We start from the raw sequence: 24,348 nt of genomic DNA on the forward strand, positions 1-24,348 counted from the left end.
CAGAAGGGCGGCGTGGTGATTCGCTTAACCCGAATCATTAGCGCGAACCGAAGTGATTCGCACGCACGTTTACCCTGTTTTCTTTACCCATTCCTCACCGAAACACTTCAGCGCCCCGGTTTGGAACTGGTGATCTTGTCCAGAAGCGCGTGAAATTGCTCGCGCTCTCCACGATTGATTCGGGCACCGTTGTCGCCCAGGTCGTACTCGGCCTTGTCCTCCTGCTGGCTTCGGATCGCGCGGTTGCGCGCCTCGGCGGCCTGCTGCAATCGCCAGGTCACCGCTTCGTCGGCCACGCCCACGATATCCTCGGCGGCCTCGGAAATCTCGGCACTCAGCCCGCGTTCGGCTTCGATCTTGGCCAGTTCTTCGGCGATGGTCTGACGGGCAATCCCGGCGTCCCCCGGGTTGCGCACCGGCGGTGCCAGAGCCACATGGGGCAGCGCCCTGAGTTTTTCAAGGGATTCCTGGCCCATCGCCTCGGAAATTTGGGTCCGCAGCGTTTCCGGCCCCGCATCCGCATGGCGCAGGATCAGGTCGCGCAGGCGGGCATGGTCCGGATTGGGGCAGTCCAGCGTCTCGATCGCGGCTTCGAATTCCTCGCAGACCTCCGGCGTGGCAATCAGCGAGGCCAGGATCACCCCGGTACGCAGCTGCATCTGCGCCTCATCCCCGGCCGCGACCAGAAGCGAGGATTTGGTGGCGGGCATGGCGCTGGCCGGAGGCGGTTGCCACCTGCCGCCCGTTCGCCGCGGCGCATGGCTTGCGCGCTGCGGATTGAAGAGCTGCCAGCGCAAATCCTTGATCGCCTGCCCGTAATGGCCGCGGATCGAGGCATCGCGGATCAGCTTGATCTTGTCACGCAGCGCCTTGTCCAGCGCCGCACGGCGTTCCGGGCTGTCAAAGCTGCGGCCCTCGATCTCGTTCTGCCACAACAGCTGCACCATCGGCTGGGCGGCATCCACCAGCTTCTGCAGCGCGGCCGTGCCCTCGGCACGTATTAGATCATCGGGATCCTTGCCCTCGGGCATCAGGGCGAAACGCAGCGATTTGCCGGCCTCCAGCAGCGGCAAGGCAAGGTCGATCACTCGATGCGCGGCACGCAGCCCGGCCGCGTCGCCATCGAGCGCGATCACCGGCTCGTCCGCGAGGCGCCACATCATCTGCAGCTGCGTTTCGGTCACCGCCGTGCCCAGGGGCGCCACTGCGGCGCCAAACCCGCCTTCGACCAGCGCGATCACGTCCATGTAGCCCTCGGCCACGATCAGCGGCTGGCCCTTGCCCGCCGCCTCGCGCGCGGGTCCGTAGTGATAGAGCGTGCGGGACTTGTCGAACAGCTCGGTTTCGGGCGAGTTCAGGTATTTGGCGTTGTCGTTCGGGTCCATGGCCCGGCCGCCAAAGGCGATGCAGCGCCCGCGCGCGTCACGGATCGGGAACATGATGCGGTTTCGGAAGGTGTCGTAGGGTTTGCCGCCCTTGGTCGAAGGCTTGGCAAGGCCGCAGCCAAGGATCAGCTCATCCGCCACATTCCGGGATTTCAAATGGTCCCACAGCCCCTGCCAGGCATCCGGGGCGAAGCCGATCTCGAACCTGTCCTGCGTGGCTTCCTTCAGCCCGCGCCGGTCCAGGTAATCCCGCGCGCCGGACCCGGCCGCGGTTTTCAGGGCCAGACGGAAATGCTTCACGGCGATTTCCATCACCTCGGCCAGTTGCGTGCGGCGGTCGGCCTTGGCCTGCGCCTGCGGGTCGCGCTCGGGCATGGTCATCCCGGCTTCGGCGGCGAGGATCCGGATCGCCTCGATGAATTCTACATTCTCGGTCTCGCGGACAAAGCTGATCGCGTCGCCCTTGGCGTGGCAACCGAAGCAGTAATAGAATCCCTTGCGGTCATCGACGTGGAAACTGGCGGTCTTTTCCTGGTGAAAGGGGCATGGCGCCCACATGTCGCCCTTGCCCTGGTTGGATTTGCGCGTGTCCCAAATCACCTTGCGCCCGACCACCTGTGACAGTGAGGTACGGGAGCGCAGTTCGTCCAGAAAACCGGGTGGCAGACTCATACATCATATATCGGCCGCCCGGGCGTCCGTGTCCAGTGAAGGGCGCCAAATTCCTGGGGGTAAGTCTATTGCGAGAGACAGGCCAGAACGTAGGACTTGGCGACCTCATCCGTCAGCTGCTCTTTCTCAAGCGTATAGACCCATTCCACCAGCGGTTCGACCGCGGGTTTGAAATTGGCCTTGTCGTCAGGCAGCGATTCGATCACGTTTCCGCTGGCCGATTGCTCGTCGGCACCGCCCAGACGCTCGGCGACGGCGGCATCCACGATTTCGCCCGACGTTGCACATAGAGTTTCCTTGTCCTGGGCAGATGCAGGCAAGGCAATCGGGATGGCCAGAAGGCCTAGGATGGCGGTCATTCGGAGCATGTGAACCTCTGGAACGTGAGTGGTGATTTGTTCCTACAATATCCGAGTGGGTTTGTCAGGATGAGCGGGCGGAAATTTCCGCGATGCGCAACATTGGCAAGGGTTTGCCGACCCGGGGCGGCGGCACCTTGTTGTCAAGCCTTACCCTGCGCGCGCCGCGACGCTTCGCATCGCGGCCTTGAGATCATGCACAAGTGTTTCGGCGAAGCTCCGGAACACCATGACCTGATAGCTCCGCGGCCCCAGCCGGGTGATGCTGGACATCATGTGGCGCAGTTCCGTCCGCGCCGTGTGGCCGCGCTTGAACCGGCTGTCGCGCAGGTCGATCGGGGTCAGACGTGCCAGCACGGCGGCTGCATCCGCACCTTCCAGACGGACGACCGCCCAGGCATCCGTCTGATCTGTCAACGCCGCAAACTGCGCCAGCGACGGGTCCGGGTCCGGGCCCTGCAACAGCACCACGTCATTGCCGAACCAGATCGCCCGTGCGCCTTCCTTGCCCGTCGCGCGGTTGGCCTTTGGGGCGGCCATGCCGTTCGCCGATTTCAACGCCGCCGAAAGTGCACCCGCCTGCCCCAGATAGGGCGCCACGCTGGTTAGCGTGCCTTGTTCGACTTCGGAAAGCTCTACCCGGCCAATGGATACCGGCAACAGGCCCTCGCAGGCGGATCTAGAGATCAGTTCAACCACGCAAACGTCCTCCCTCCGGGTCGAAGACAACCGGATCAATCACCTCGCACAGGGTTTCGGATTCGCTCAGGTGGTCGACCATGCGGATCGTTTCACCGTGGCGCGCGCGACCGCCTTTCAGAAAACCCATGCCCAGAAAATGGCCCAGCGTCGGCGAAAAGCCAACCGAGGTTACATAGCCCTGGTCATTGGCACTAACCGGCTCGTCATCCTGGTTGAAGAGGTGCGCACCGGCCAGAAGCTCCTTGACCGCCCCCACCGGTTTCAACCCGACCAGTTGCTCGCGGTTCTCATCCATCAGGCCCGGACGCCCGGCCGCAGGTTTGCCGATACAATCCTTGGCAACGCTGATCATCCCCTGCATGCCGATGTCAAAGGCGGTGACGCGGCCATGGATCTCGGCATGGGTGATGAACCCCTTCTCGATGCGCAGGATGTTCAATGCCTCCATGCCATAAGGCCCGCCGCCCAGCGCCTCGGCGCGGGCCACCAACGCGCGAAAGAGGCTATCGCCATAGCGCGCTGGCACGGCCAGTTCATATCCCTGTTCGCCCGAGAAGGAGATGCGGAAAAGCCGCGCGTGAACAGACCCGATCATGACCTCGCCACAGGACATGAAGGGCCAGGTCTTGTCGTCGATGCTGGTTTCAAGCAACCCATCGAGCAGCTCTCGCGATTTCGGCCCGGCCACGGCGAATTGCGCCCATTGTTCCGTCACCGAGATGAAACGCACATCCAGTTGCGGGCACAGGCATTGATGCACGAACTCGAGATGGCGCATGACCTGGCCCGCCGCGGCGGTGGTGGTGGTCATCAGGTAATGGTCTGGCCCCAGCCGCGCGGTGGTACCGTCATCCATCACGTGGCCATCTTCGCGCAGCATCAGCCCATAGCGCACCCGGCCCTCTTTCAGCGTCGAGAAGGTGTTGGTATAGACGAAATCCAGAAACGCCGCCGCATCGGGGCCCTGCAGGTCGATCTTGCCAAGGGTCGAGACATCGGCGACCCCGACAGCGTTCCGCACCATCCCGACCTCGCGGTCGCAGGATTGCCGCCAGTGGGTCTCGCCCGGCTGCGGAAAGTAGCCGGGGCGATACCAGAGCCCCACTTCTATCATCGGCGCGCCGCGTTCCACACTGGCCCGGTGCGACGTCATGTGACGCTGCGGGGCAAAACCGGCCCCCTGGCTGCCCGCCCCCATGGCCGCCACGGAAACCGGCACATAGGGCGGCCGGAAGGTCGTGGTGCCGGTTTCGGGGATACCCTGCCCGGTCGCGTCGGCCAGCACCGCCAGCGCGGCCACGTTCGAATTCTTGCCCTGGTCGGTGGCCATGCCCTGCGTCGTGTAACGCTTCATATGCTCGACCGAGCGGAAATTCTCGACCGCCGCGTGTTTCACGTCCTTGACGGTCACATCGTTCTGAAAATCAAGCCAGGCGCGGCCCTTTCCGGGCACCGACCAAAGCGCGGTAATGTCATAGTCGCTGTCCTCGGCCTTCGGCAGATCGGGCTGCTGCGGCTTCTTGCCCAAGGCCGCCAAGGCCCGGTTGGCGGCGGCCATGCCCCCTTCGAGGCAGGCGCGGGTCGAGAAATCGCCGCGACATGCGCCAGCGGCCTCAAGACCCGGAACGGCACCCTCCTGCGGCAGGAATGCCGCATGATCGGGGCTCCAAACCGGGCGCGCGCCCAGATGACAGCTCAGGTGCACCGACGGGTTCCAGCCGCCGGACATTGCCAGGCAATCGGCCTGGATCTTGTCGATGCCGCTGACAGAGGCGACCGAGACCGCCTCGAGCGCGCGTCGCCCATGCGCCTCGGACAGTTTGGCGCCCGGATAAAATGGAATATCCAGATCGCTGGTCGCGTGGTGGCGGGCATCGATCAGCGCGCTGACATGCACCCCCGCCGCCAGCAGATCGGCAGCCGTGCGATGGGCGCTGTCGGTATTGCCGAAGACCACCACGTTCTTGCCCGGGCTGACGCGCCAGCGATTGAGATACGCCCGCACCGCCCCCGCCATCATCACGCCCGGACGGTCATTGTTGCGAAACGCCACCGGCCGTTCCAGCGCGCCCGCGGCCAGAACCGCACGTTTCGCCACGATGCGCCAGAAACATTCGCGCGGCGCGCCCGCGCGCATCGCCACATCCGGGGCGATCTTTTCAAGCGCCCCGAAGGTACCCTGGTCATAGGCACCGGTCACGGTGGTGCGCGTCAGGACGCGGACATTCTCCATCGCTTCCAGTTCTGCGGTGATCTCGCCGGCCCAGAGGGCACCGGGCTTGCCGCCCACCTCAAGGGTTTCGGCATTCAGCCGTCCGCCGGTGCGCGTGTCCTCGTCACACAGAACCACATCGACCCCGGCACGCGCCGCCGTCAGCGCCGCGATCAGCCCCGCGGGACCGGCCCCGATGACCAGCAGATCGCAATGAATGAACGCCTTTTCGTACTTGTCGGCATTGTGCCGTCCCGACAGCCTGCCCAGCCCGGCTGCCCGCCGGATGATGGGCTCATAGAGCTTTTCCCAGAAGCTTCTTGGCCACATGAAGGTCTTGTAATAGAACCCCGCCCCCAGGAAGGGCGCGGCCAGGTCATTCACCGCCATCAGATCGAAATTCAGCGACGGCCAGGCATTCTGGCTGCGCGCCAGCATCCCCTCGAACAGTTCCGCCGTGGTGGCGCGCACATTCGGCTCCTGCCCGGCCTCCAGCCCCAGCGTGACCAGCGCGTTCGGCTCCTCGCTGCCGGCGGTCAGAATGCCGCGCGGGCGGTGGTACTTGAACGAGCGGCCAACCAGCCGGATACCGTTCGCCAGAAGCGCCGAGGCCAGCGTATCGCCCGCAAACCCCTCGTACTGGTGGCCGTCAAAGGAAAACCCGATCGGCCTGGACCGGTCGATCAGCCCGCTCCCGTCAACCCGCATCCTGCTGCCCCTTCACCTGGCTGGCAAGCTCGGCCGCCAACATTTCATGCGTCACCGTGTTCCGGGTCACCACGACCCAGGCGGCGCAACCGGCCTCGTGATACCACAGGTCTCGGACCACACCGGCCGGGTTGTCGCGGTTATGCAGGTAATCATCCCACGCCGCATCCCCGGCCCCCGCCTCAGGGCGGTCCAGAATGGTCGCCGCGCCAGTATAGTAAAACTCGCGACGGTCGCGTTCCCCGCAATTCGGACAGGTGATCCTCATGGAAGGCGCCTCATCTTCATCGTTCCAAAAATACTCAAAATACTCACCTCTGGCCACGCGTGTCAGTGCAGGTTGTGCTGTGCGCCGCTGCCTTCTTCGTCCATCAGGCCCTGACCGGTCAGAAACCGGTTCAGCCGGAACCGCGTGGCAGGCGCATGATGGCTGTCGGTGGCGATCAGATGCGCCGTCGAGAAACCCGACCCGGGCACCGCCTTGAACCCGCCGTAATTCCAGCCGCAACTCAGGTAGAGCCCTTGGGTAGATGTCTTGTCGATGATCGGCGCGCCGTCCGGCGACATGTCCATGATCCCGCCCCAGGCGCGCAGAACCCTGGCCTTGCCGATCATCGGCATCAGCGCCATGCCCGCCTCCATCACATGTTCCACCCCCGGCAGGTTGCCGCGTGCGGCGTAGCTGGCATACATGTCCAGATGTCCGCCAAAGACCAGGCCGCCCTTGTCGGACTGGCTGATATAGAAATGCTCCATGCCGAAGCTGACCACATGGTCGATGACAGGCTTCAGCCCTTCGGAAACGAACGCCTGCAGGATATGGCTTTCGATCGGCAGGCGCATTCCGGCCATGGCGGCAACCTGGCTGGACCGGCCGGCCACGATGATCGCCACCTTGCGGGCCCGGATCGCACCGCGGGTGGTCTGAACACCTGTCACCACGCCGTTCGCGATGTCGATCCCCGTCACCTCGCAATTCTGGACGAGGTCGACGCCGCGGTCCGACGCCCCGCGGGCATAACCCCACGCCACCGCATCATGGCGGGCAGTCCCCGCGCGGCGCTGCAACAGGCCGCCATAGACCGGAAAACGCGCATTGTCGAAATCGAGATATGGCAGGTGTTTGCGCACCCCTTCGCGGGTCAGCATCTCGGCGTCGTCACCCTGGTTCCGCATCGCATTTCCGCGCCGTGCCATCGCATCGCGCTGCCCGTCGGAATGAAACAGCACGATCTGGCCACGCTGCGACATCATCACGTTATAATTCAGCTCCTCCTCCAGCCCTTCCCACAGTTTCAGGGAATGGCTGTAGAATTCCGAGTTGCCGGGCATCATGTAATTGGCGCGCACGATGGTGGTATTGCGCCCGATATTGCCGCCGCCCAGATAGCCCTTTTCCAGCACCGCCACGTTGGTGATGCCGTGGTTCTTCGCCAGGTAGTAGGCAGTGGCAAGCCCGTGCCCCCCGCCACCGATGATCACCACATCATAGGCATCCTTCGGGCCGGCATCGCGCCAATGCGGCCCCCAGCCCTTGTTGCCGGTCAACCCTTCCTTCAGGACGCGAAGCGCCGAAAACCGCATGTGATCGCCCCTCTTGTTTCCAGGTCAGAGTGAACCAAGTTATGGAATGGATATCAATGGGCACGGCCGGCGTCCGGGGCCGCGCCGACATTTCCAAAGCACTCCGCGACCGTTCGGACCACCGGCCTGTCATTCCGAGCAGTCGTCGCCGCGCCTGGCCCAGGGAATGCTACTTCAGATGATCGGGCAGCGCGGCCTTGCGCATCTCAAGAGATATGACATCGACCGGCGCGATCGGCGTGCCGTCCGGTTGCCGCAGCGGGCTGCGCCGGGAGCCGCCCCCGAGCCATGAAATCACAGCCCGTTTCAGCGCCAGTGCGCCGGCCCGACGCATCCCCTTGTTCGCCCCGGGGGCATCGGAATGCGGACGGGCAGAAGCGGTGAATGCGTGGCATCGCACCGGGCCCAGCAGGTTCCCGGCCGCTTGCATCTCGGGCTGACGCAGTGCGACGCTGACAAAGGGTATTGCCAGGTTGCGCACGGTGCTGAACATCAGGGTGCCGCAACAGCCAGCATACCAGCGATACCCGCCGCGCGGTGAGAGGCGAGAGATCTGCAGCGTGTCCGCCCCGGCCTCGATTTCAATCAATTCGGGAACGGTATGCCATACATCGGTGCCACCCGCGGGCGACAGGGTATCCTCATCCCGGTCATGCAGCCGCGCCGCGGTCTGGCAATCCCTGCAGTAGCACCGGATATGCGTACCCGCCGCGCGAGAGGGCACCGTGACCGTCAACCTGGTTTTGCCGCAGCGGCAGGCATGGCTGAACGCTGCCGCCGCGGCAGATCGGGTCACAGCCCCAGCGCGCGGTAGCTGTCGGCCACCTTGCCGATCGAAACGAGATATGCCGCGGTGCGCAGATCTTCGACATCGTCGCGGGCATGCCAGACCTCGCGGATCTGCTGATAGGCTACCCGCATCGTGTCATCGAGCCCCGAGCGCACCAGTTCCAGCTCACCGGCCCCGCGCAGGTATTTCTGCTTGAAGCCGGGGGACATGGACCATTTGTCGCCAAGGTGTTCGTCAAGCTTGTGCAATTCGTCCACGATCAGCTGGTGACGGGCCTCTTCCTGGCGGCGCCCGAGACGGCCAAAACGAATATGGCTGAGATTCTTCACCCATTCGAAATAGGACACCGTCACACCACCCGCATTGGCATACATGTCGGGGATGATGACACAACCCTTCTTGCGCAGCACCTCATCGGCACCGGCGGTCACCGGGCCGTTCGCGGCCTCGATGATCAGCGGCGCCTTGATCCGCGCGGCATTGCCCATGTTGATCACACCCTCAAGCGCGGCAGGGATCAGGATGTCACATTCCTCTTCCAGCACCGCCGCACCCTCGGCCGTATGGGTGGCATCCGGGAACCCGGTGATGCCGCCGTGCTTGGTGATCCAGGCCTTGACCGCCTCGACGTTGATGCCGTCAGGGTTAAAGAGCGCCCCGTCACGCTCGATGATGCCGGTGATCACGCATCCATCTTCCTCCTGCAGGAACTTGGCACCGTGATAGCCCACGTTGCCCAGGCCCTGAACGATCACGCGCTTGCCCGCAAGCGTCCCCTTCAGGCCGGCTTTCTTGATATCCTCCGGATGGCGAAAGAACTCCTGCAAGGCATATTGCACGCCCCGCCCGGTGGCCTCGGTCCGGCCCTGGATGCCGCCCGCATTGATCGGTTTGCCGGTCACGCAGGCGCGGCTGTTGATGTCGGTGGTGTTCATGCGCTTGTACTGATCGGCGATCCAGGCCATCTCGCGCTCTCCGGTGCCCATGTCGGGGGCCGGCACGTTCTGGCTGGGGTGGATCAGGTCGCGCTTGGCCAGCTCGTAGGTGAAGCGACGGGTGATCAGCTCCATCTCATGCGCATCCCATTCGCGCGGATCAATGCACAGCCCCCCCTTGGAGCCGCCGAACGGCGCCTCGACAAGTGCGCATTTATAGGTCATCAGCGCCGCCAGCGCCTCGACCTCGTCCTGGTTGACGGCCAGCGCATAACGGATGCCGCCTTTCACCGGTTCCATATGTTCCGAATGTACCGAACGATAGCCTGTAAAGGTGTGGATCTGACCGCGCAGGCGAACACCGAAGCGCACCGTGTAGGTCGCGTTGCAGACCCTGATCTTCTCTTCCAGCCCAGGCGGCAGGTCCATCAAGGCCACGGCACGATTGAACATCAAATCGACGCTCTCGCGGAAACTCGGCTCGTTTGCTACACTCATGTTAAACCTCCCTGAAAATGAAATGGCGATCTTTCTTTGGGCTCTGATGTGGCCGCGCCAAGGTTACTCCATCGTTAAACCATGCGGAAATTTTGTCCACCCACGGTTTTCGAAGCGAACGAGGGGCAACGCCCGCCTCTCGGCGCTCCGCTCAATCGTTAACGGATCACCGACAATCCGCTGACGGCGCAGATATTGTTCTGAAATTGAGACTAATTGCCTGTTAATTAACGGTTAAATTTAGCATCACCGCCATATTCTCGCCACAGAATTTCGCCATCAAGAGGATGGTGCATTGTGTACTTTCGGGCGTTTGGAGGCCCATAGAGGTGACAACATGAGTTACAAAACGAAATTCGATTTTCGGGGGCAATCATCGTGCAACAACATCGTGCGGCACAAGCTAGTGCCGTGGCTCAACCGCTTCCGACAGAAGGAAGATGGTGCCGTTGTCGCGTTCTCACTTTTCCTGATCATCCTCTTCCTGGTGATGGCTGGTCTGGGAATTGACACGATGCGCCACGAGATGCAGCGCACAAGGCTGGCCTCGGTGGCCGACGCCGCGTCGCTGGCCGGTGCCGCCGCGGCCAACAATGATGCCGCCAAGGAGGCCGTGCGGGAATATTTCGCAAAGAACGGCATGGCCGATCAGCTCGACGCCTTTGGACCCGATGACGTTCAGATCACACTGAACACCTCGAAGGTGACGGTGAATACGTCGCTGACTGTTGACACTTACCTGTTGGGCCTTTCCGGGGTCCATACCCTGAGCGCCGCCGCCACCGCGACCGCTGAAAAACGCATCCCCAAGCTGGAAATCGCCCTGGTGCTTGACGTGTCCGGCTCTATGGCGGGGGACAAGCTGGCCGACCTCAAGGTCGCGGCCAAGCAATTCGTCACCACCATTCTGGACAGCGCCGATCCTGGTGATGCGATCATTTCGATCGTTCCGTTCAGCTTTGGCGTGACACCTTCGGACAACCTCTTCAATGCGCTGAATGTGGCCGAAACGCATAATTATTCGACCTGCATCGTTTTCCAGGAAAGCGAGTTCGACAATACGGCGATCAGCCCAACGCAGCAATACGCGCAACAGATCTACACGTCGCGCTATGACGTAAGCGGCAACTTCCAAACGCTGAATTCGTCCTGGCGCTCGTGCTACACGGATGACTATTTCCGCGTGCTGCCCTATTCAATCAGCGAAACCGACCTGCACGCCAAGATCGACAGCCTCGAAGCCGATGGCAACACTTCTGGCCATCTGGGCATCAAATGGGCTGCCGGCCTACTGGACCCGGCATTTCAACCGGTGGTCACACAATTGATCGCCGATGGCGACGTGGACGCCGGTCTGACCAACGTGCCGTCAGAGTATAACGAACTGGCAACCCAGAAGGTCGTCGTGATGATGGGCGACGGCAAGAACACGAGCTCGTATTACTTCAACGACCCTAACAACCTGCTGGACACGAGTATCGCTGAATCTCACGCGATTCCCGATTATCGCGGCCCGGAATCGGATTTGTGGCGTGTCGAATACACGACTGATGTGTTCGACTATGCCTACAGGATCCGTAACCCCTCGCGCACGTCGAATGATCCGTCGAAATGCAGCAGCAGTCGTTGGGAATGTGTCTACACGACCGAGGACAAGACTGCCTACTTCTTGCACGATCCTGACGATTCCCGCTACCGGGACATCGACAACAGTGAGTGGATGACCGAAGCCGAGTTCGCGGCCATCCCTGCAACCCTGGACGGCTACCAGTCTCACGAGCAACTCTCATGGGAAAACGCCTGGGGTCAGATGACGCCCGACTATTACGAGTCGATCACCGGCATCGACGACGCGTTCGACGACTATTCCTACCAGAGCCGGATCGATGGCAGCGACAAGAACACGCGCATGGAATCGTCGTGTAACGCAACCAAAGAAAAGAAGATCATCATCTACACGATCGGTTTCGAAATCACCGCGGGCGGCACTGCCGAAACCTACCTGCGGAACTGTGCGACGACGGAATCCAACTATTACCGTGCAAGCACCGATGGCAACTCTGATGCCGATGATCTGGACATCAGCAGCGTCTTCGGCTCGATCGCTTCGAGCATCCAGAACCTGAGGTTGACGCAATGACACGTCTGCTAGGTAGATACTGCCGGCGTTTCAGGAAGGAGGAATCCGGTAACGCCTCGGTAGAATTCTTCATCATCTTCCCGACATTCATCATATTGATGCTGATGTCGATCGAACTGAGCTTCATCACCTTGCGCCACACCCTGCTGGAGCGCGGAATGGATATCGCGGTGCGCCAGATCCGTCTTGGCACCGGCGAGCCCAGCAACCACGCCGAGATCAAGGATGTGATCTGCGAGGGGGCGGCCTTTATCGCGAATTGCGACACCGAGCTGCGCCTTGAGATGAAACCCGTCGACATGCGCGCCTATGCGCCGCTGGACGAAGAGGTGAAGTGTATCGAAAACTCCGAGCCGGTCGATCCCGCGGTGCTGCAGCAAGATTTCGTATTCGGCGGCACGAACGAGCTGATGATCCTGCGCGCCTGTTATCGTTACGATCCGTTCTTCCCCGACGGCCTGTTGGGGCAAGCGCTGACCAAGGACGAAAACGGCAAAGCCGCAATCGTGACGATGACCGCATTCGTTCAGGAGCCGACATGATGAAAAAGTCATTTCTGCACAGGGTCATCCGCCGTTTCTGTGGCGAGCGCGACGGGTCGGTGATGGTCGAAACGGTCATCTGCCTGCCCCTGCTGATCTGGGCGCTGGTAGCGACCTACGAATTCTTCGAGGTGTTCCGCTACAGAAGCGCGCGCGAAAAGGCGACCTATACCATCGCCGACATGATCTCGCGCGAGACCCCGGGCATCAACGATACCTATGTCGACAACGTGCTGAGGTTGTTTGACGGCATTTCAAACGACGACGGTGTGAACCAGGTGCGGGTGTCAGTCCTGATCTTCGATGCCGGCGCGGACCTGAACTCGACCTCCGACGATGAATATTCCGTGCGCTGGTCCGAGGTGCGCGGAACGGGCGATCTGGTCGAACTGGTCAACAATGACGTGCGCGATGCCTCGCATTCCACACTTCCGACCATGCCCGATGGCGGCGATCTGATCCTGGTCGAATCAATGTCGGATTACACACCGGCGTTCAATGTTGGCCTTGGCGACCGCGTGCCGGTCTATACGCGCCTGTTCACCAAGCCGCGTTTTACCGACCAGGTGTGTTACGAAGGACAATACTGCTACGTACCGCCCAGCTGATCACGCCCGGCAATCATGGCCGAGATGATCTCGGCCATGGCCTTGGTATGCGCGGCGGATGTGACCCCGCCCACGCCGACGCGGTTCCCAAGTGACCACCAAAGCCCCGGCCGCCAGCGGCGCGGGGTTTTTGTCTTGAGCCGCAGCATGAATCCGTTCGAGGGCTTGAAGGCGAACATCCCCCGGTCCAGCGACTGAATGTCGGCGACATTGGCAATCACGATCCCGTCGCTGCTGCGCAGCTGCGTCTCGGTCAGCTCCAGCCGCGCCTGCGTTGCGTCCCACATCCGAAAGGCCCCCCACAGGGCCAGGCCGCCAATCGCCACCAGGAAAACGCCCCAGAACAGGTTGGCGGGTGGCTGCGACAGCGCCACGTAGACCAGGATCAGGCCCAATGTGCCCAGTACCGCCACCCCAAACGTGCGTCGCGGGCGCGAGGCCTGAATTGTCGCCAGAATTTCGTCGTTCATGCGCATATCCCCGTTTCCTGCTCTGCCAATAGCCGGTTTGGCCCGCGGATGCGAGAGGGTGGGCGCGGATCAGATCCTGGGATGCACTTCTGCCCCCGGTTCCTCGGGCTCGTCATCCACCATCTCGGGCGGGAAGCCCGGCGCGGTGATATCGAGGCCGGTGGCCTCTTCGAGGCGTTTGATGATGTTCGGGCTCAGTTCGCGTGGGCCAAAACGCGCGATCCCGTCCCTGAAGATGTCGATCAGCAGCGGGTTCAACTCCAGCGGTACATCGGCCCGGTCCGCGACCTCCTGGAACAGGCCAATATCCTTGGCAACCAGATCCATGGTGAAGGAAATGTCGCGGCTGCCGTTCAGGATCACCTGGCTTTCGGTCTCGTGCACGAAAGACGTGCCCGAGCTGATGCGGATCGCCTCGTAGGCCACGTTCAGATCCATGCCCGCGGCCTTCGAGACGGTCAGCGCCTCGGCGCAGCTGACCAGGTTGGCGGTCGCCAGGTAGTTCGTCACCACCTTGAGGACCGACGCGCTGCCCAGATCGCCGGTATGCAGCACCCGGCGGCCCATGATCGTCAAAAGCGGCAGGATGCGGTCAAACGTGGCCCGGTCACAGCCCGCGAAGATGCTGATATTGCCGGTATCGGCCCGGTGGCAGCCGCCCGAGACCGGGCAATCCACCGCCGCGCCGCCCTTTTCGATGACCATTGCGCCAAGCCGCTTCACCTCGGCCTCGTCGGTGGTGGACATCTCCATCCAGATCTTGCCGGGCGCGACCTCGGGCAGCATGTCTTGCATCACCGCGTCGCTGGCGGCGGGGCTGGGCAGGCAGGTGATGACCGCATCGCAACTGCGCATCAACTCGGCCGGGCCGCTGGCGGATTTGCCGCCCTTGCCCTCGAATGCCCGCACCAGCTCGGTGTTCAGATCGTGAACGGTGATGTCGATGCCGTTGCGCAACAGGCTGCCGGACAGTTTTCCGCCGACATTGCCCAGCCCGATAAATCCGATCTTCACGCGCGTTCCTCCCCTACTCTTTCCGGGCAGGTTACCGCGGGAAAACCGCCGGACTATCCTGCCTGCGACAGGTTTGGCGCAAAAATGACTTCAGTCACCCGCGACGGTGAAATCGGTCTGCCCCTCATGCGGCAGAGGCAGACGCACCCAGATGGGCATGTGATCGGTGAAATCATGCGTATAGCGGGCATAATCCGGCGTGCCGTCCGGCGCCGCCCCCGGCCCCGCATCCAGAAACGCCTGCACGAAATCGAACATGCCGTAATCATATTCATCCGCGCCCAGCGTGCCGGCCAGATGGTTGTGCCGGCCGCGCGGCAACCGGGTGTCAGCGGTGAACCAGGCGATGTGGTCAAAGGTTTCGGTCCGGCGCGCATTGGTGAAATACTGCCCGTCGAGAAACGGGAAATTGACCCGTGCCCTGAGGTTCTTTTCAGCGTTGAGCGTGGTGATGTATTCTTCGAACGCCGCACGCCGCTTGGTGACGTTGGATTTGAAATCAAGGTTCAGATCGGCCATCACCACGAAACTCTTGCCCGGATGATCCAGCATCTTGGGGCTGGCCAGCATCAGCCATTCCACGAGGGCGAAGAATTCCAGCTCGCGCTCGTCCTTGCTTTTGCCCGATACCAGATGCGCGTTGACACAGTAAAACGTGTAGGATCCGCCGGGCCCGTCGATCACGAACTCGATCAGATGCGGCGTGCGGATGAATTGCACGAACCCCCTGAATGTCGCCACCGAAAGCCGCGCCTGACCGCTGATCCAGCTGGTCAGCCGGGCCCAGAACCCTTCCTGCCCCTCCAGTTCGATCTTCTTGGCGACAACCTTGGCCAGCGCCTCGTTGACGTTGTCGAATACGGCCGAGCGGTCAAAAGACAGGTCCGAGGCCAGATCGCCGCGCCTGACCTTGTCGGTGCGATAGAGGAACGCCATGCGTTCTGCCATTCCGGCATAGCCGGGCGCACGCCCGGTCACGTCACTGATAACCACTTCGTAGGGCGCGCCACCGGCCCGCAACCGGTCGCGCAGCTCATAGACACTCTCGCTCTCGGACTGCACTTCCTGGATGGCGATCAGGTCCGCCTGACGGCAGACACGGGTGATCATGTCAAATGCACCGGGGGATTTCTTCAGCCTATCGCCGTCACGGAAGGCGCCGAATTTGCGGATATTCCAACTGAGCAGGACAACCGAGTCATCGCGCCGCTCTGGCAGGCCATAGCGCGCGGGATCGGCATCCAGATGGGCGTTGATCTGTGCCCATTCCTGATCTGAAAAATCTTCTGCCACGGCAAATCCTTGCGGTGCTCTTCTGGTGTTATGATCCTAGCATAGATTTAACGCCGCGCACGGGGTCACGGGAAATAATGCCCGGATGAGGCGCGGATGCGGAAACCGCGGAGATGGGGCGGGTTTTGCGGCAGGTTTCAGGCTGTGACCGTCTTGCGCACCATGGTCCAGTACAGCTCTTCCACCTCGGACAGGCTTAACCGTCCGACATCGCTATACCAGGTGTTGACGCCGGTCAGCATCGCGATCACCGCCATTGCCGTCACCTTCGGTTCAGACACATCGAACACGCCCGCCCCGACCCCGGCGCGCAGAATATCGGCCAGGGAATCTTCGTAGGCGCGCCGCAGACTTTCGATTTCGGTAAAGTTCTCGGGGCTCAGATTGCGCAATTCCATGTAGGCAATGAACACCTCTTCGGGGCGTTTCGAGTGAAAGCGGATGTGAAAGCGGGTGAACTCCTCCAACGCGGCCATCGGACAATCCGCCCCGGCGTGCGCGTTCCAGGCCGCCAGCAATTCATCCATGTGGCCCTTCATCAGGTCAAACAGCAAGGATTGCTTGTCCGGTGTGTAATTGTAGAGCGCGCCGGCCTGAACGCCGACCTCGCTCGCGATTTGCCGCATCGACACCGCCGCAAAGCCGTGCCGCGCAAACAGGCGCAGTGCCGCCTCGCGCACGCGAGGTCCGGTGATATCGGAATGAGAGCCTTGGGTTCTTGCCATGCCCCAGATTTAACTGAACGCGCGTTCAGATCAATCCCCTGCTTGCCCCTGCGCATGTTTAGATGGCAATAAGGAAACACAACACCTTTCCGACGGAACTTTCGCCGATGCGCCCAGCTCATGTCCTCTTTCCGGTCCTTGTTGCCGTGCTGAGCGCGTGTAACGAATTTCCCGCGTTGGATGACACCGTGGACAGTGACGCGCGCAATGCCCCCTATCCCGAACTTGTTCCGATCGAGCAATTGAACGCGCAGGCGCCCGACCCGCGGATCAAGCCCGAGACGGCACCCCAAACGCAGGCCCGGATCGACCGCCTGAAGTCCCGCGCGTCACGGCTGAAAGGCGATGTGGTCGACGCCGAAACGCAACAGCGGATGCGGGACGGTATCGAATAGGCCCGGGGCGTTAGGTGACGCTGCCAAAACCCGCGTTGCAAGGCGCGAACGAACCCGTTACATCGCAGCCTCAGATCATTCCTGAACGCGGATCGGAGAGCCCCATGACCACACCCTTGCGCCTTGGCATCGCCGGATTGGGCACCGTTGGCGCCGGCGTCGTCAAGATCGTCCGGCAAAAGGCCAATCTGCTGGCAAATCGCGCCGGCCGGCCCGTGGTAATCACCGCCGTTTCCGCACGGACGCGCGACAAGGATCGCGGCGTCAACATCGCCGACTACGCCTGGGAGGACGATCCCGTGGCACTGGCGAAGCGCGATGACGTGGATGTCTTCGTCGAACTCATGGGCGGCAGCGATGGCCCGGCCAAGGCCGCGACCGAAGCCGCGATCGCGCATGGCAAGGACGTCGTGACCGCCAACAAGGCGATGCTGGCCCATCACGGCCAGGCCCTGGCCGAGGCGGCCGAGACCGCCGGCCGCGTGATCCGGTTCGAGGCCGCTGTCGCCGGCGGTATCCCGGTGGTCAAGGCCCTCACCGAAGGGTTGGCCGGCAATGACATCACCCGTGTCATGGGCGTGATGAACGGCACCTGCAACTATATCCTGACCCGGATGCAATCGGCGGGCCTGCCCTATGCGGACGTGTTCGAAGAGGCCAACCAGCTGGGCTATCTCGAGGCGGATCCGACGCTGGACGTGGGCGGGATTGACGCGGGCCACAAGCTGTCGCTGCTGGCCTCGATCGCCTTTGGGACGCAGGTGAATTTCGCCGGGGTCGAACTGGAAGGGATCGAGCGCGTCACCATCGACGACATCCGCCAGGCCGCCGATATGGGGTATCGCATCAAACTGCTGGGTGTGTGCCAGATGACCGGCCGCGGGCTGGAACAACGCATGACCCCCTGCCTGGTCCCCGAAACCAGCCCGCTGGGTCAGCTTGAGGGAGGCACTAACATGTGCGTTCTCGAAGGTGATTGCGTGGAACAGATCGTGCTGCGCGGGCCCGGCGCGGGCGAAGGCCCCACCGCCAGCGCAGTGATGGGCGACGTGATGGACATTGCCCGCGGCATCCGCCTGTCGACCTTCGGCCAGCCCGCCGCCGGCCTCAGCCCGGCCAAACCTGCAAAGGTAGTGACACCGGCGCCCTACTACCTGCGCATGGCGCTTGACGACAAGCCCGGCGCGCTCGCCAAGGTCACCACGATACTGGGCGAGGCAGGTGTTTCGATCGACCGGATGCGACAGTACCAGCACGCCGAAACCACGGCGCCGGTGCTGATCGTGACTCACAAGACCACCCGCGACGCGCTGGATGCTGCCCTGAGCGCCATGTCAAGGCTGGACGTGCTGAAGGGCGACCCCGTGGCGCTTAGGATTGAAACCGTCTGAGCCCGCGCTTGCGCCCGGCCACCCCGCCCGATATTGCTGAACGGACCTGAAAAACTGAGGAATTGCTGATGTCTGCCACTGTCGATTTCAACGACCGCATGCTCTCGCTTGGACTGGCGCGCGTTTCCGAGGCCGCGGCGGTGGCCTGTGCCGACATGATCGGTCGCGGTGACGAAAAAGCCGCTGACCAGGCCGCCGTGAACGCCATGCGCGAGCAGCTGAACCTGCTGAACATCGAAGGTGTCGTCGTGATCGGCGAGGGAGAACGGGACGAAGCACCGATGCTGTTCATCGGCGAAGAGGTCGGCAGCGGCAATGGCCCCGGCGTCGATATCGCACTGGACCCGCTGGAAGGCACGACGCTGACCGCCAAGGCCATGCCCAACGCGCTGACCGTGATCGCGATGGCGCCGCGCGGCACCCTGCTGCACGCGCCCGATACCTACATGGACAAGCTTGCCATCGGGCCGGGCTATGACAAGGATGTGGTGTCACTGGACATGTCCCCGCGCGAGCGGGTCGAGGCATTGGCCAAGGCGCAAGGCTGCAAGACCAGCGATATCACCGTCTGTATCCTGGAACGCCCGCGCCATCAGGACATGATCGCCGAAGTTCGCGCCACAGGCGCCGCGGTCTACCTGATCACCGATGGTGACGTGGCCGGTGTGATTCACTGCGCCGAGGCTGAAAGGACGGGTATCGACATGTACATGGGCTCGGGCGGCGCGCCCGAGGGCGTGCTGGCTGCCAGCGCGCTGAAGTGCATGGGCGGGCAGATCTGGGGCCGGCTGCTGTTTCGCAACGATGACGAACGCGCCCGCGCGACCAAGGCCGGCATCACCGATTTCGACCGGATCTACAGCCGCGACGAGATGGTCACCAGCGACGTGATCTTTGCCGCAACCGGCGTGACGGACGGCTCGATCGTCTCGGGGGTGAAACGTCGCCCCGGCTATGTCGAGACCGAGACCGTTCTGATGCGATCGAAGACCGGCTCGTTCCGGCGGATGATCTATCGCAATCCGGTGGATTGATCCTCGGGCGACGGGTGCCCGCGGCGCGGGTATTCGGGCCAGGAAAAAGCGGCACGCATCAAAGGGGGCATTGTGGACGCATATCTTGGCATTCATGCGTCGCTGAGCGGGCGCCGCTGGATCGGACCCGCGCCCGAGATCGAGCGGCTTGCCGAGGCGATGGGACAGCAGACTGCCCTGCCCCCGCCCCTGTGCCTGACATTGGCCCGCCTTGGCGTCGCTACCGAGGACACCGCGAGCTATCTGAAACCGCAACTGCGTGATCTGTTGCCCGACCCGCGCGGCCTGAAGGACATGGCGCGTGCCGCCGCCCGGTTCCTGCAGGCAGTCGAAAGGCGCGAGCGTATCGCGATCTTTGCCGATTACGACGTGGATGGCGGCAGCTCGGCGGCGCTGCTGGTGGACTGGCTGCGCCAGATGGGGCGCACGGCGACGCTTTATGTGCCCGACCGGATCGATGAGGGGTACGGACCGAACGAACCCGCTATGGCCGAACTGGCCGCCGCCCATGACCTGATCATCTGCGTCGATTGCGGCACGCTCAGCCACGGCCCGGTAGCTGCCGCCGAGGGCGCGGATGTGGTGATCCTGGATCACCACCTTGGCGGCGAGACCCTGCCCGCGGCGCTGGCCGTGGTGAACCCGAACCGGCAGGACGAAGACGGCGCGCTGGCGCATCTCTGTGCCGCGGCCGTTGTCTTTCTGATGCTGGTAGAGGTCGGGCGGCAGATGCGCGAGGCGGGTCGCAAGGGGCCCGACCTTCTGGCGATGCTTGATCTTGTGGCCCTGGCGACGGTGGCCGATGTGGCGCCGCTGAAGGGCGTGAACCGTGCCTTTGTGCAACAGGGCCTGCGGGTGATGGCCGCGCGCAAACGCCCCGGGCTGGTGGCCCTGTCTGACGTTGCGCGGCTGGACACGGCCCCCACGGCCTATCACCTGGGTTTCGTACTGGGGCCGCGCGTAAATGCCGGGGGGCGCATCGGCAAGGCGGATCTGGGCGCGCGCCTGCTGTCGACCAGTGATCCGGGTGAGGCCCGCAGCCTGGCCGAGCGTCTGGACCAGTTGAACGCCGAACGCCGCGATGTCGAGGCCGCCGTGCGGGCGGCAGCGATGGACCAGGCCGAAAGCCGCGGGCTGGACGCCCCCCTGGTCTGGGCGGCGGGCGAAGGTTGGCACCCGGGGGTGGTCGGCATCGTCGCCAGCCGGTTGAAGGAGGCCACCAACCGCCCCGCGATCGTGATCGGGTTGGACGGCGATGAGGGCAAGGGATCCGGCCGTTCGGTCAGCGGCGTTGATCTGGGGGCGTCGGTGCATCGGCTGGCCGCCGAGGGGCTGCTGGTCAAGGGCGGCGGCCATCGGATGGCCGCAGGCCTGACCGTGGCACGCGAACGGCTGGAAGCAGCGATGGAACGGCTGTCGGAACTGCTGGGCCGGCAGGGCGCGGGCGAAGCCGGCCCGTCGGACCTGCGGCTGGATGGCGTTCTGATGCCCGGCGCCGCAAGCGTGGAGCTGGTTGAACAGATCGAAGCCGCGGGCCCGTTCGGCGCCGGCGCCCCCGGCCCGCGCTACGCCTTCCCCGACATGGCCATCGGTTTCGCCCGGCGGGTGGGCGACAGCCACCTGAAACTGCGCTTTGGCGACGGAATCGGCGCGCAGATGGAGGCCATTGTCTTTGGCGCCTATGACGGCCCGATGGGCACCGCCTTGGAAAACCACCAGGGCGCGCGGTTCCACCTGGCGGGCCGGCTGGAAATCAACAGCTGGGGCGGCCGTCAGAGCGTGCAACTCAGGCTCGAAGACGCCGCGCCGGCCGATTAAGCCTGCGCCACGGCGCGATCCGCAGACGACGAACAAAAAACCAAAGGCTGCGGCACATTTTTTTGCAAAATGCCTCTTGCGTCATCCCGGCGTTTTGCCTAGAGAACGCCTCACGCCACGGTATGGCCCGTTCGTCTATCGGTTAGGACGCCAGGTTTTCAACCTGGAAAGAGGGGTTCGATTCCCCTACGGGCTGCCATTTCATCTCGCAACACATTGTTATTCATTAGTTTTTCCGCCCTTCTTGTCCAACTTCTCGGATAGGTTGGACACTTTACCCGCTTCAAGTTTGGCAAATCCACTATCTGTGAGCCGAGCTCGATTGGCTTTTTTCGTGTAAACCGCCGCTTGCGTCGTGTCGGAATGAGCAAGAAAGGAAGCAATTTCCCATTCTGTCGCCCCTGCGTTCGCAAGCCTCGTTGCGCCAGCCTTCCTAAGGCCGTGAAGAGATCCGGGAACGTTGGCCTCAGTGCACCTGTCGCGAAACCAGTTACCTAGGGACGCAACGGCGTATGGTTTGTCGTTATTGTCTTGTGTGATGAATAGCATCCGGTCCTTGGGAACATGGCGTAGCTCTTCGGCCAGCTCGGGCAGTATCGGCAAATCAGCGGCAACTTTGGTTTTGTTCCTGCGGTAGATGATCCTGCCCGCCTTAACGTGCTGGTGACCGAACTTAGCAAGATCCTGTCGGGCCATACCTGTATTGAGCGCCAGCAGCATCACAAGACGAGCCTTGGTGCCGGGCCCGTGACGCTCGAGAAAGCGGTTCACTTCGGCGTCTGTCCAGGTGTGGAATCCATCCGGGTTCGTTTTCATCCGCTCGGCATAGCGTGCTGGATTCGGTCCCGTGTAACTGAGCTTCTTAGCTGCGAAATTGAACAGCATAGACATATTTTTCTTGACCGTATTCGCCGCAGTGGGGCCTTTCTTTTTGGCCATGAGTGCTTCAATGTGCCTGACTTCCAGTCGCTCAAAATGGTACTTGCCCGCCTCGCGACGAAGCCAATCCAACTCGAGCCGAATTGTTCTCTTGCGGCTGTCAGAGAGGTTCTGAAAACGCAGGCTGCTTAGGTATTGTTCGATCAGCCATTCAACAGTTCCTTGGACGGCCTTAGACCCGTTCGACGACTTCGAGCCTTCCAGAGCAGCTTCATACGCCGCGAGAAACTCCGCGGAGCCATAAGGGCCAGGAATGTTCGTGCGAAAGTCGCCGCGTTCAAACTTCCAATATACACGCCCTTTGACTACGTTCTTTCGAACACCAGGATATGGGTTCTTGCGCCGCCTCATTTGAGCAACTCATCAGGATCGGGGCCAAGGTTCGACTTGTCGGTCATACCAGCAATGATCTCGTGTGTGCCATCTGGACGCGCTACGACCCTCCACGCCTCTACCCCAGCCGCCTGCATTGCTTTTGCATATCGGGTCAGTTCGCACTGAGTTATGGGGGCGGCGCGATTGGGCATTAATCTCTCGCGGCTTCAGCAGCTTCGGAAAGGAACTTGGGCAAGTCTAGTCTTACGGCCTCTAAATCAACGAGGTCGCCGATAGGTTTGGCTCCAAGATTTTCAATCTGTTCTTGTAAATCGCTTAACTTTTGAGCCGTCAGCAACCGCCGTTTTTTGTCATTGTCGAAATCTGTAAGCAACAAGAAGCGCCGTTTTTCGCGATCATTTGTTTGATCGAAAAGAAATGCCATCGACGCGTACGCGAACCAGAGCGACTTACGCAAATCCATTCCGTTTTCTCGATACATTTCAGCTACTTTCAAAACACAGACGTCGAGCATCGAGTATCTCCAACGTCCATTGAAATCGATACCAACGAAGTCTAGAAACCCGCGTCTGCGCCAATCCCTAAGTCGGATTAAATCTGTTCCTACTAGGCAGCTAAATTCTGCGGCGGTGTATTTCGGTTCATTATTGCCCATATCTAAACTCTGCGTGTGATTGATCCCGCGCTCTTATAGCGTGAGATCAATCACACGGTCAATAGCCTTTGTCAGACTATGCGGCCTTTTCTGCCCGATTCTTTTTGACGATCATGGTGAACTCAGCAAACGCCAATTCGTGCGGCACACCGTGTTTTATAAGAGCGTCTAACATTGCAACGAGGCCTTTTCGTATCTCAGGCTCCATCGCTTCTGTGTATTCGGTTATTTTGAGTTCAGTCTTCCTTGCTCTCGAACTGCTGCAAACCATAGCCGACGGAGAACCAGCAAAGAGCCAATCCCAATCCACACCATGGTCTCGGGCCCACTTTACAAGATCATCGTTCAGAGTTGGTTCTCCATCCTCGCGAGGCCATTCTGGAACGTCCACCTCCATCACAGCACAGAAATGCTCTAGTCGCTCATCGAATGTACCGAATTCATAGTGACGATGTGTTCTTGGCTTTTCAGACATAACCGGATTGTTCGCCCGAAAGGCGTTTTTCTTGGTCATTGTATTGATCTCCTTTTGTGGTATTACATCAAACGTGCAGTAATGCACTTTTAATGCAGATGCACTTTTGATGCAAGAGATGAGAAATGTCACCAGCACAATTACGAGCGGCAAGAGCTTTACTTGGGTGGTCTCAAGGCTACTTGGCACGCGTTGCACGAGTGTCCAAGAGAACGATTGCCGGTTATGAACTTGGGCAAACAGTACCCAAAGAACTTACATACACATCGATCTTATTCTCGCTTGAAGACGCGGGAATCGAATTCATCAATGAGAACGGGGGTGGGCCGGGTGTGAGGTTGAAAAAGTGACTAAATACCGAGGTGATGTGCATGAGGTTCTTCAAGTTTTGGCCGACAAGATCAGCAACTTAAACGAGCAGATATCGGCCACACACCTTTTCGTTCACGTGCTAATTTTGGAACTGGAAAACGAAGGAGCGATTGACGCGAAGAAACTCGACAGCGTCGTGCTTAAAGTTGCAGAAAAATATCGTGCGATGGGTGACACTTTCTCAATCGAAACATCCGTCAAGCTCTTAGAGATGTACCGATGCAGTGGAGAAGAACCACAAATCATTGAGTTCCCCAAAAATCTCAATTCGGACTGACGCATTTAGGATTAGGCCG

The 24,348-nt window shown here is 61.6% G+C and carries 23 protein-coding genes and 1 tRNA gene; 9 read left to right on the forward strand and 15 right to left on the reverse strand.

Going from position 1 to position 24,348, the window contains the following annotated elements; all coding sequences use genetic code 11:
* Positions 1-107: 107 nt before the first annotated feature.
* The 8 genes from dnaG to AAFO92_RS13715 form a co-directional block, all read right to left on the reverse strand.
* A complete protein-coding gene (dnaG, locus tag AAFO92_RS13680) occupies positions 108-2,057 on the reverse strand; it encodes a DNA primase (RefSeq protein ID WP_347536031.1) in 1,950 nt (649 codons plus the stop codon).
* 65 nt (positions 2,058-2,122) lie between these two features.
* Entirely contained in the window at positions 2,123-2,425 is a 303-nt protein-coding gene (locus tag AAFO92_RS13685; protein WP_347536033.1) for a DNA primase, read from the reverse strand.
* Positions 2,426-2,566: 141 nt separating this feature from the next.
* On the reverse strand, positions 2,567-3,115 hold the full coding sequence (locus AAFO92_RS13690) for a sarcosine oxidase subunit gamma (RefSeq protein WP_347536035.1): 549 nt from the start codon (positions 3,113-3,115) through the stop codon (positions 2,567-2,569).
* Positions 3,108-6,038, reverse strand: coding sequence for a sarcosine oxidase subunit alpha family protein (locus tag AAFO92_RS13695; protein WP_347536037.1), 2,931 nt, complete (start codon positions 6,036-6,038; stop codon positions 3,108-3,110). The genes AAFO92_RS13690 and AAFO92_RS13695 overlap by 8 nt, the downstream gene beginning before the upstream one ends.
* Positions 6,028-6,306, reverse strand: coding sequence for a sarcosine oxidase subunit delta (locus tag AAFO92_RS13700; RefSeq protein ID WP_347536039.1), 279 nt, complete (start codon positions 6,304-6,306; stop codon positions 6,028-6,030). Before AAFO92_RS13700 ends, AAFO92_RS13695 begins: the two co-directional genes overlap by 11 nt.
* A 62-nt stretch (positions 6,307-6,368) precedes the next feature.
* On the reverse strand, positions 6,369-7,622 hold the full coding sequence (locus AAFO92_RS13705) for a sarcosine oxidase subunit beta family protein (RefSeq protein WP_347536041.1): 1,254 nt from the start codon (positions 7,620-7,622) through the stop codon (positions 6,369-6,371).
* 169 nt (positions 7,623-7,791) lie between these two features.
* Positions 7,792-8,418 carry a DUF6151 family protein gene (locus AAFO92_RS13710; RefSeq protein ID WP_347536043.1) on the reverse strand — a complete coding sequence of 209 codons (627 nt, stop codon included), beginning with the start codon at positions 8,416-8,418 and terminating at the stop codon, positions 7,792-7,794.
* Positions 8,415-9,845 carry a Glu/Leu/Phe/Val dehydrogenase gene (locus AAFO92_RS13715; protein ID WP_347536045.1) on the reverse strand — a complete coding sequence of 477 codons (1,431 nt, stop codon included), beginning with the start codon at positions 9,843-9,845 and terminating at the stop codon, positions 8,415-8,417. The genes AAFO92_RS13710 and AAFO92_RS13715 overlap by 4 nt, the downstream gene beginning before the upstream one ends.
* A gap of 337 nt (positions 9,846-10,182) precedes the next feature.
* Between AAFO92_RS13715 and AAFO92_RS13720 the strand changes: the two genes are divergently transcribed.
* The 3 genes from AAFO92_RS13720 to AAFO92_RS13730 are packed head-to-tail and all read left to right on the forward strand — an operon-like array spanning position 10,183 to position 13,135.
* Positions 10,183-11,985, forward strand: a complete 1,803-nt coding sequence (locus tag AAFO92_RS13720; RefSeq protein ID WP_347536047.1) for a pilus assembly protein TadG-related protein — start codon at positions 10,183-10,185, stop codon at positions 11,983-11,985.
* A complete protein-coding gene (locus AAFO92_RS13725) occupies positions 11,982-12,527 on the forward strand; it encodes a pilus assembly protein (RefSeq protein WP_347536049.1) in 546 nt (181 codons plus the stop codon). Before AAFO92_RS13720 ends, AAFO92_RS13725 begins: the two co-directional genes overlap by 4 nt.
* On the forward strand, positions 12,524-13,135 hold the full coding sequence (locus AAFO92_RS13730) for a TadE/TadG family type IV pilus assembly protein (protein WP_347536051.1): 612 nt from the start codon (positions 12,524-12,526) through the stop codon (positions 13,133-13,135). Before AAFO92_RS13725 ends, AAFO92_RS13730 begins: the two co-directional genes overlap by 4 nt.
* Here AAFO92_RS13730 and AAFO92_RS13735 read toward each other — a convergent pair.
* The 4 genes from AAFO92_RS13735 to AAFO92_RS13750 form a co-directional block, all read right to left on the reverse strand.
* On the reverse strand, positions 13,117-13,605 hold the full coding sequence (locus AAFO92_RS13735; RefSeq protein ID WP_347536052.1) for a hypothetical protein: 489 nt from the start codon (positions 13,603-13,605) through the stop codon (positions 13,117-13,119). The genes AAFO92_RS13730 and AAFO92_RS13735 overlap by 19 nt on opposite strands.
* Positions 13,606-13,674: 69 nt before the next feature.
* Entirely contained in the window at positions 13,675-14,619 is a 945-nt protein-coding gene (locus AAFO92_RS13740; RefSeq protein WP_347536054.1) for an NAD(P)-dependent oxidoreductase, read from the reverse strand.
* A 90-nt stretch (positions 14,620-14,709) separates the two neighbouring features.
* The gene (locus AAFO92_RS13745; protein WP_347536056.1) at positions 14,710-15,912 is read right to left on the reverse strand and encodes a hypothetical protein; all 1,203 of its coding nucleotides are present in this window, start codon (positions 15,910-15,912) and stop codon (positions 14,710-14,712) included.
* A gap of 137 nt (positions 15,913-16,049) precedes the next feature.
* The gene (locus AAFO92_RS13750) at positions 16,050-16,637 is read right to left on the reverse strand and encodes a TetR/AcrR family transcriptional regulator (RefSeq protein WP_347536058.1); all 588 of its coding nucleotides are present in this window, start codon (positions 16,635-16,637) and stop codon (positions 16,050-16,052) included.
* A 107-nt stretch (positions 16,638-16,744) separates the two neighbouring features.
* On the opposite strand from AAFO92_RS13750, the gene AAFO92_RS13755 reads away from it, so the two are divergent.
* From AAFO92_RS13755 to AAFO92_RS13775, 5 genes are all read left to right on the forward strand, one after another.
* A complete protein-coding gene (locus tag AAFO92_RS13755) occupies positions 16,745-17,032 on the forward strand; it encodes a hypothetical protein (protein ID WP_347536060.1) in 288 nt (95 codons plus the stop codon).
* Between the two features lie 104 nt (positions 17,033-17,136).
* Positions 17,137-18,423 (forward strand): homoserine dehydrogenase, encoded by a 1,287-nt coding sequence (locus AAFO92_RS13760; RefSeq protein ID WP_347536062.1) that lies wholly within the window; start codon positions 17,137-17,139, stop codon positions 18,421-18,423.
* A 68-nt stretch (positions 18,424-18,491) separates the two neighbouring features.
* Positions 18,492-19,457, forward strand: a complete 966-nt coding sequence (glpX, locus tag AAFO92_RS13765) for a class II fructose-bisphosphatase (RefSeq protein ID WP_347536064.1) — start codon at positions 18,492-18,494, stop codon at positions 19,455-19,457.
* Between the two features lie 72 nt (positions 19,458-19,529).
* Positions 19,530-21,275 carry a single-stranded-DNA-specific exonuclease RecJ gene (recJ, locus tag AAFO92_RS13770; protein ID WP_347536066.1) on the forward strand — a complete coding sequence of 582 codons (1,746 nt, stop codon included), beginning with the start codon at positions 19,530-19,532 and terminating at the stop codon, positions 21,273-21,275.
* A gap of 124 nt (positions 21,276-21,399) precedes the next feature.
* A tRNA-Glu gene (locus AAFO92_RS13775) sits at positions 21,400-21,474 on the forward strand.
* 20 nt (positions 21,475-21,494) lie between these two features.
* On the opposite strand, the gene AAFO92_RS13780 is transcribed toward AAFO92_RS13775, so the two are convergent.
* The 3 genes from AAFO92_RS13780 to AAFO92_RS13790 form a co-directional block, all read right to left on the reverse strand.
* Complete coding sequence (locus AAFO92_RS13780) at positions 21,495-22,565, reverse strand: tyrosine-type recombinase/integrase (RefSeq protein ID WP_347536068.1); 1,071 nt, start codon at positions 22,563-22,565, stop codon at positions 21,495-21,497.
* A gap of 175 nt (positions 22,566-22,740) precedes the next feature.
* Positions 22,741-23,205, reverse strand: coding sequence for a hypothetical protein (locus tag AAFO92_RS13785; protein WP_347536070.1), 465 nt, complete (start codon positions 23,203-23,205; stop codon positions 22,741-22,743).
* 76 nt (positions 23,206-23,281) lie between these two features.
* Entirely contained in the window at positions 23,282-23,719 is a 438-nt protein-coding gene (locus AAFO92_RS13790) for a hypothetical protein (RefSeq protein ID WP_347536072.1), read from the reverse strand.
* Positions 23,720-24,026: 307 nt separating this feature from the next.
* Between AAFO92_RS13790 and AAFO92_RS13795 the strand changes: the two genes are divergently transcribed.
* Positions 24,027-24,329: a hypothetical protein gene (locus AAFO92_RS13795; RefSeq protein ID WP_347536074.1), complete on the forward strand. Its 303-nt coding sequence runs from the start codon at positions 24,027-24,029 to the stop codon at positions 24,327-24,329.
* Positions 24,330-24,348 lie beyond the last annotated feature (19 nt).

It is taken from the genome of Roseovarius sp. CAU 1744 (assembly GCF_039839345.1).
Lineage (GTDB): Bacteria > Pseudomonadota > Alphaproteobacteria > Rhodobacterales > Rhodobacteraceae > Roseovarius.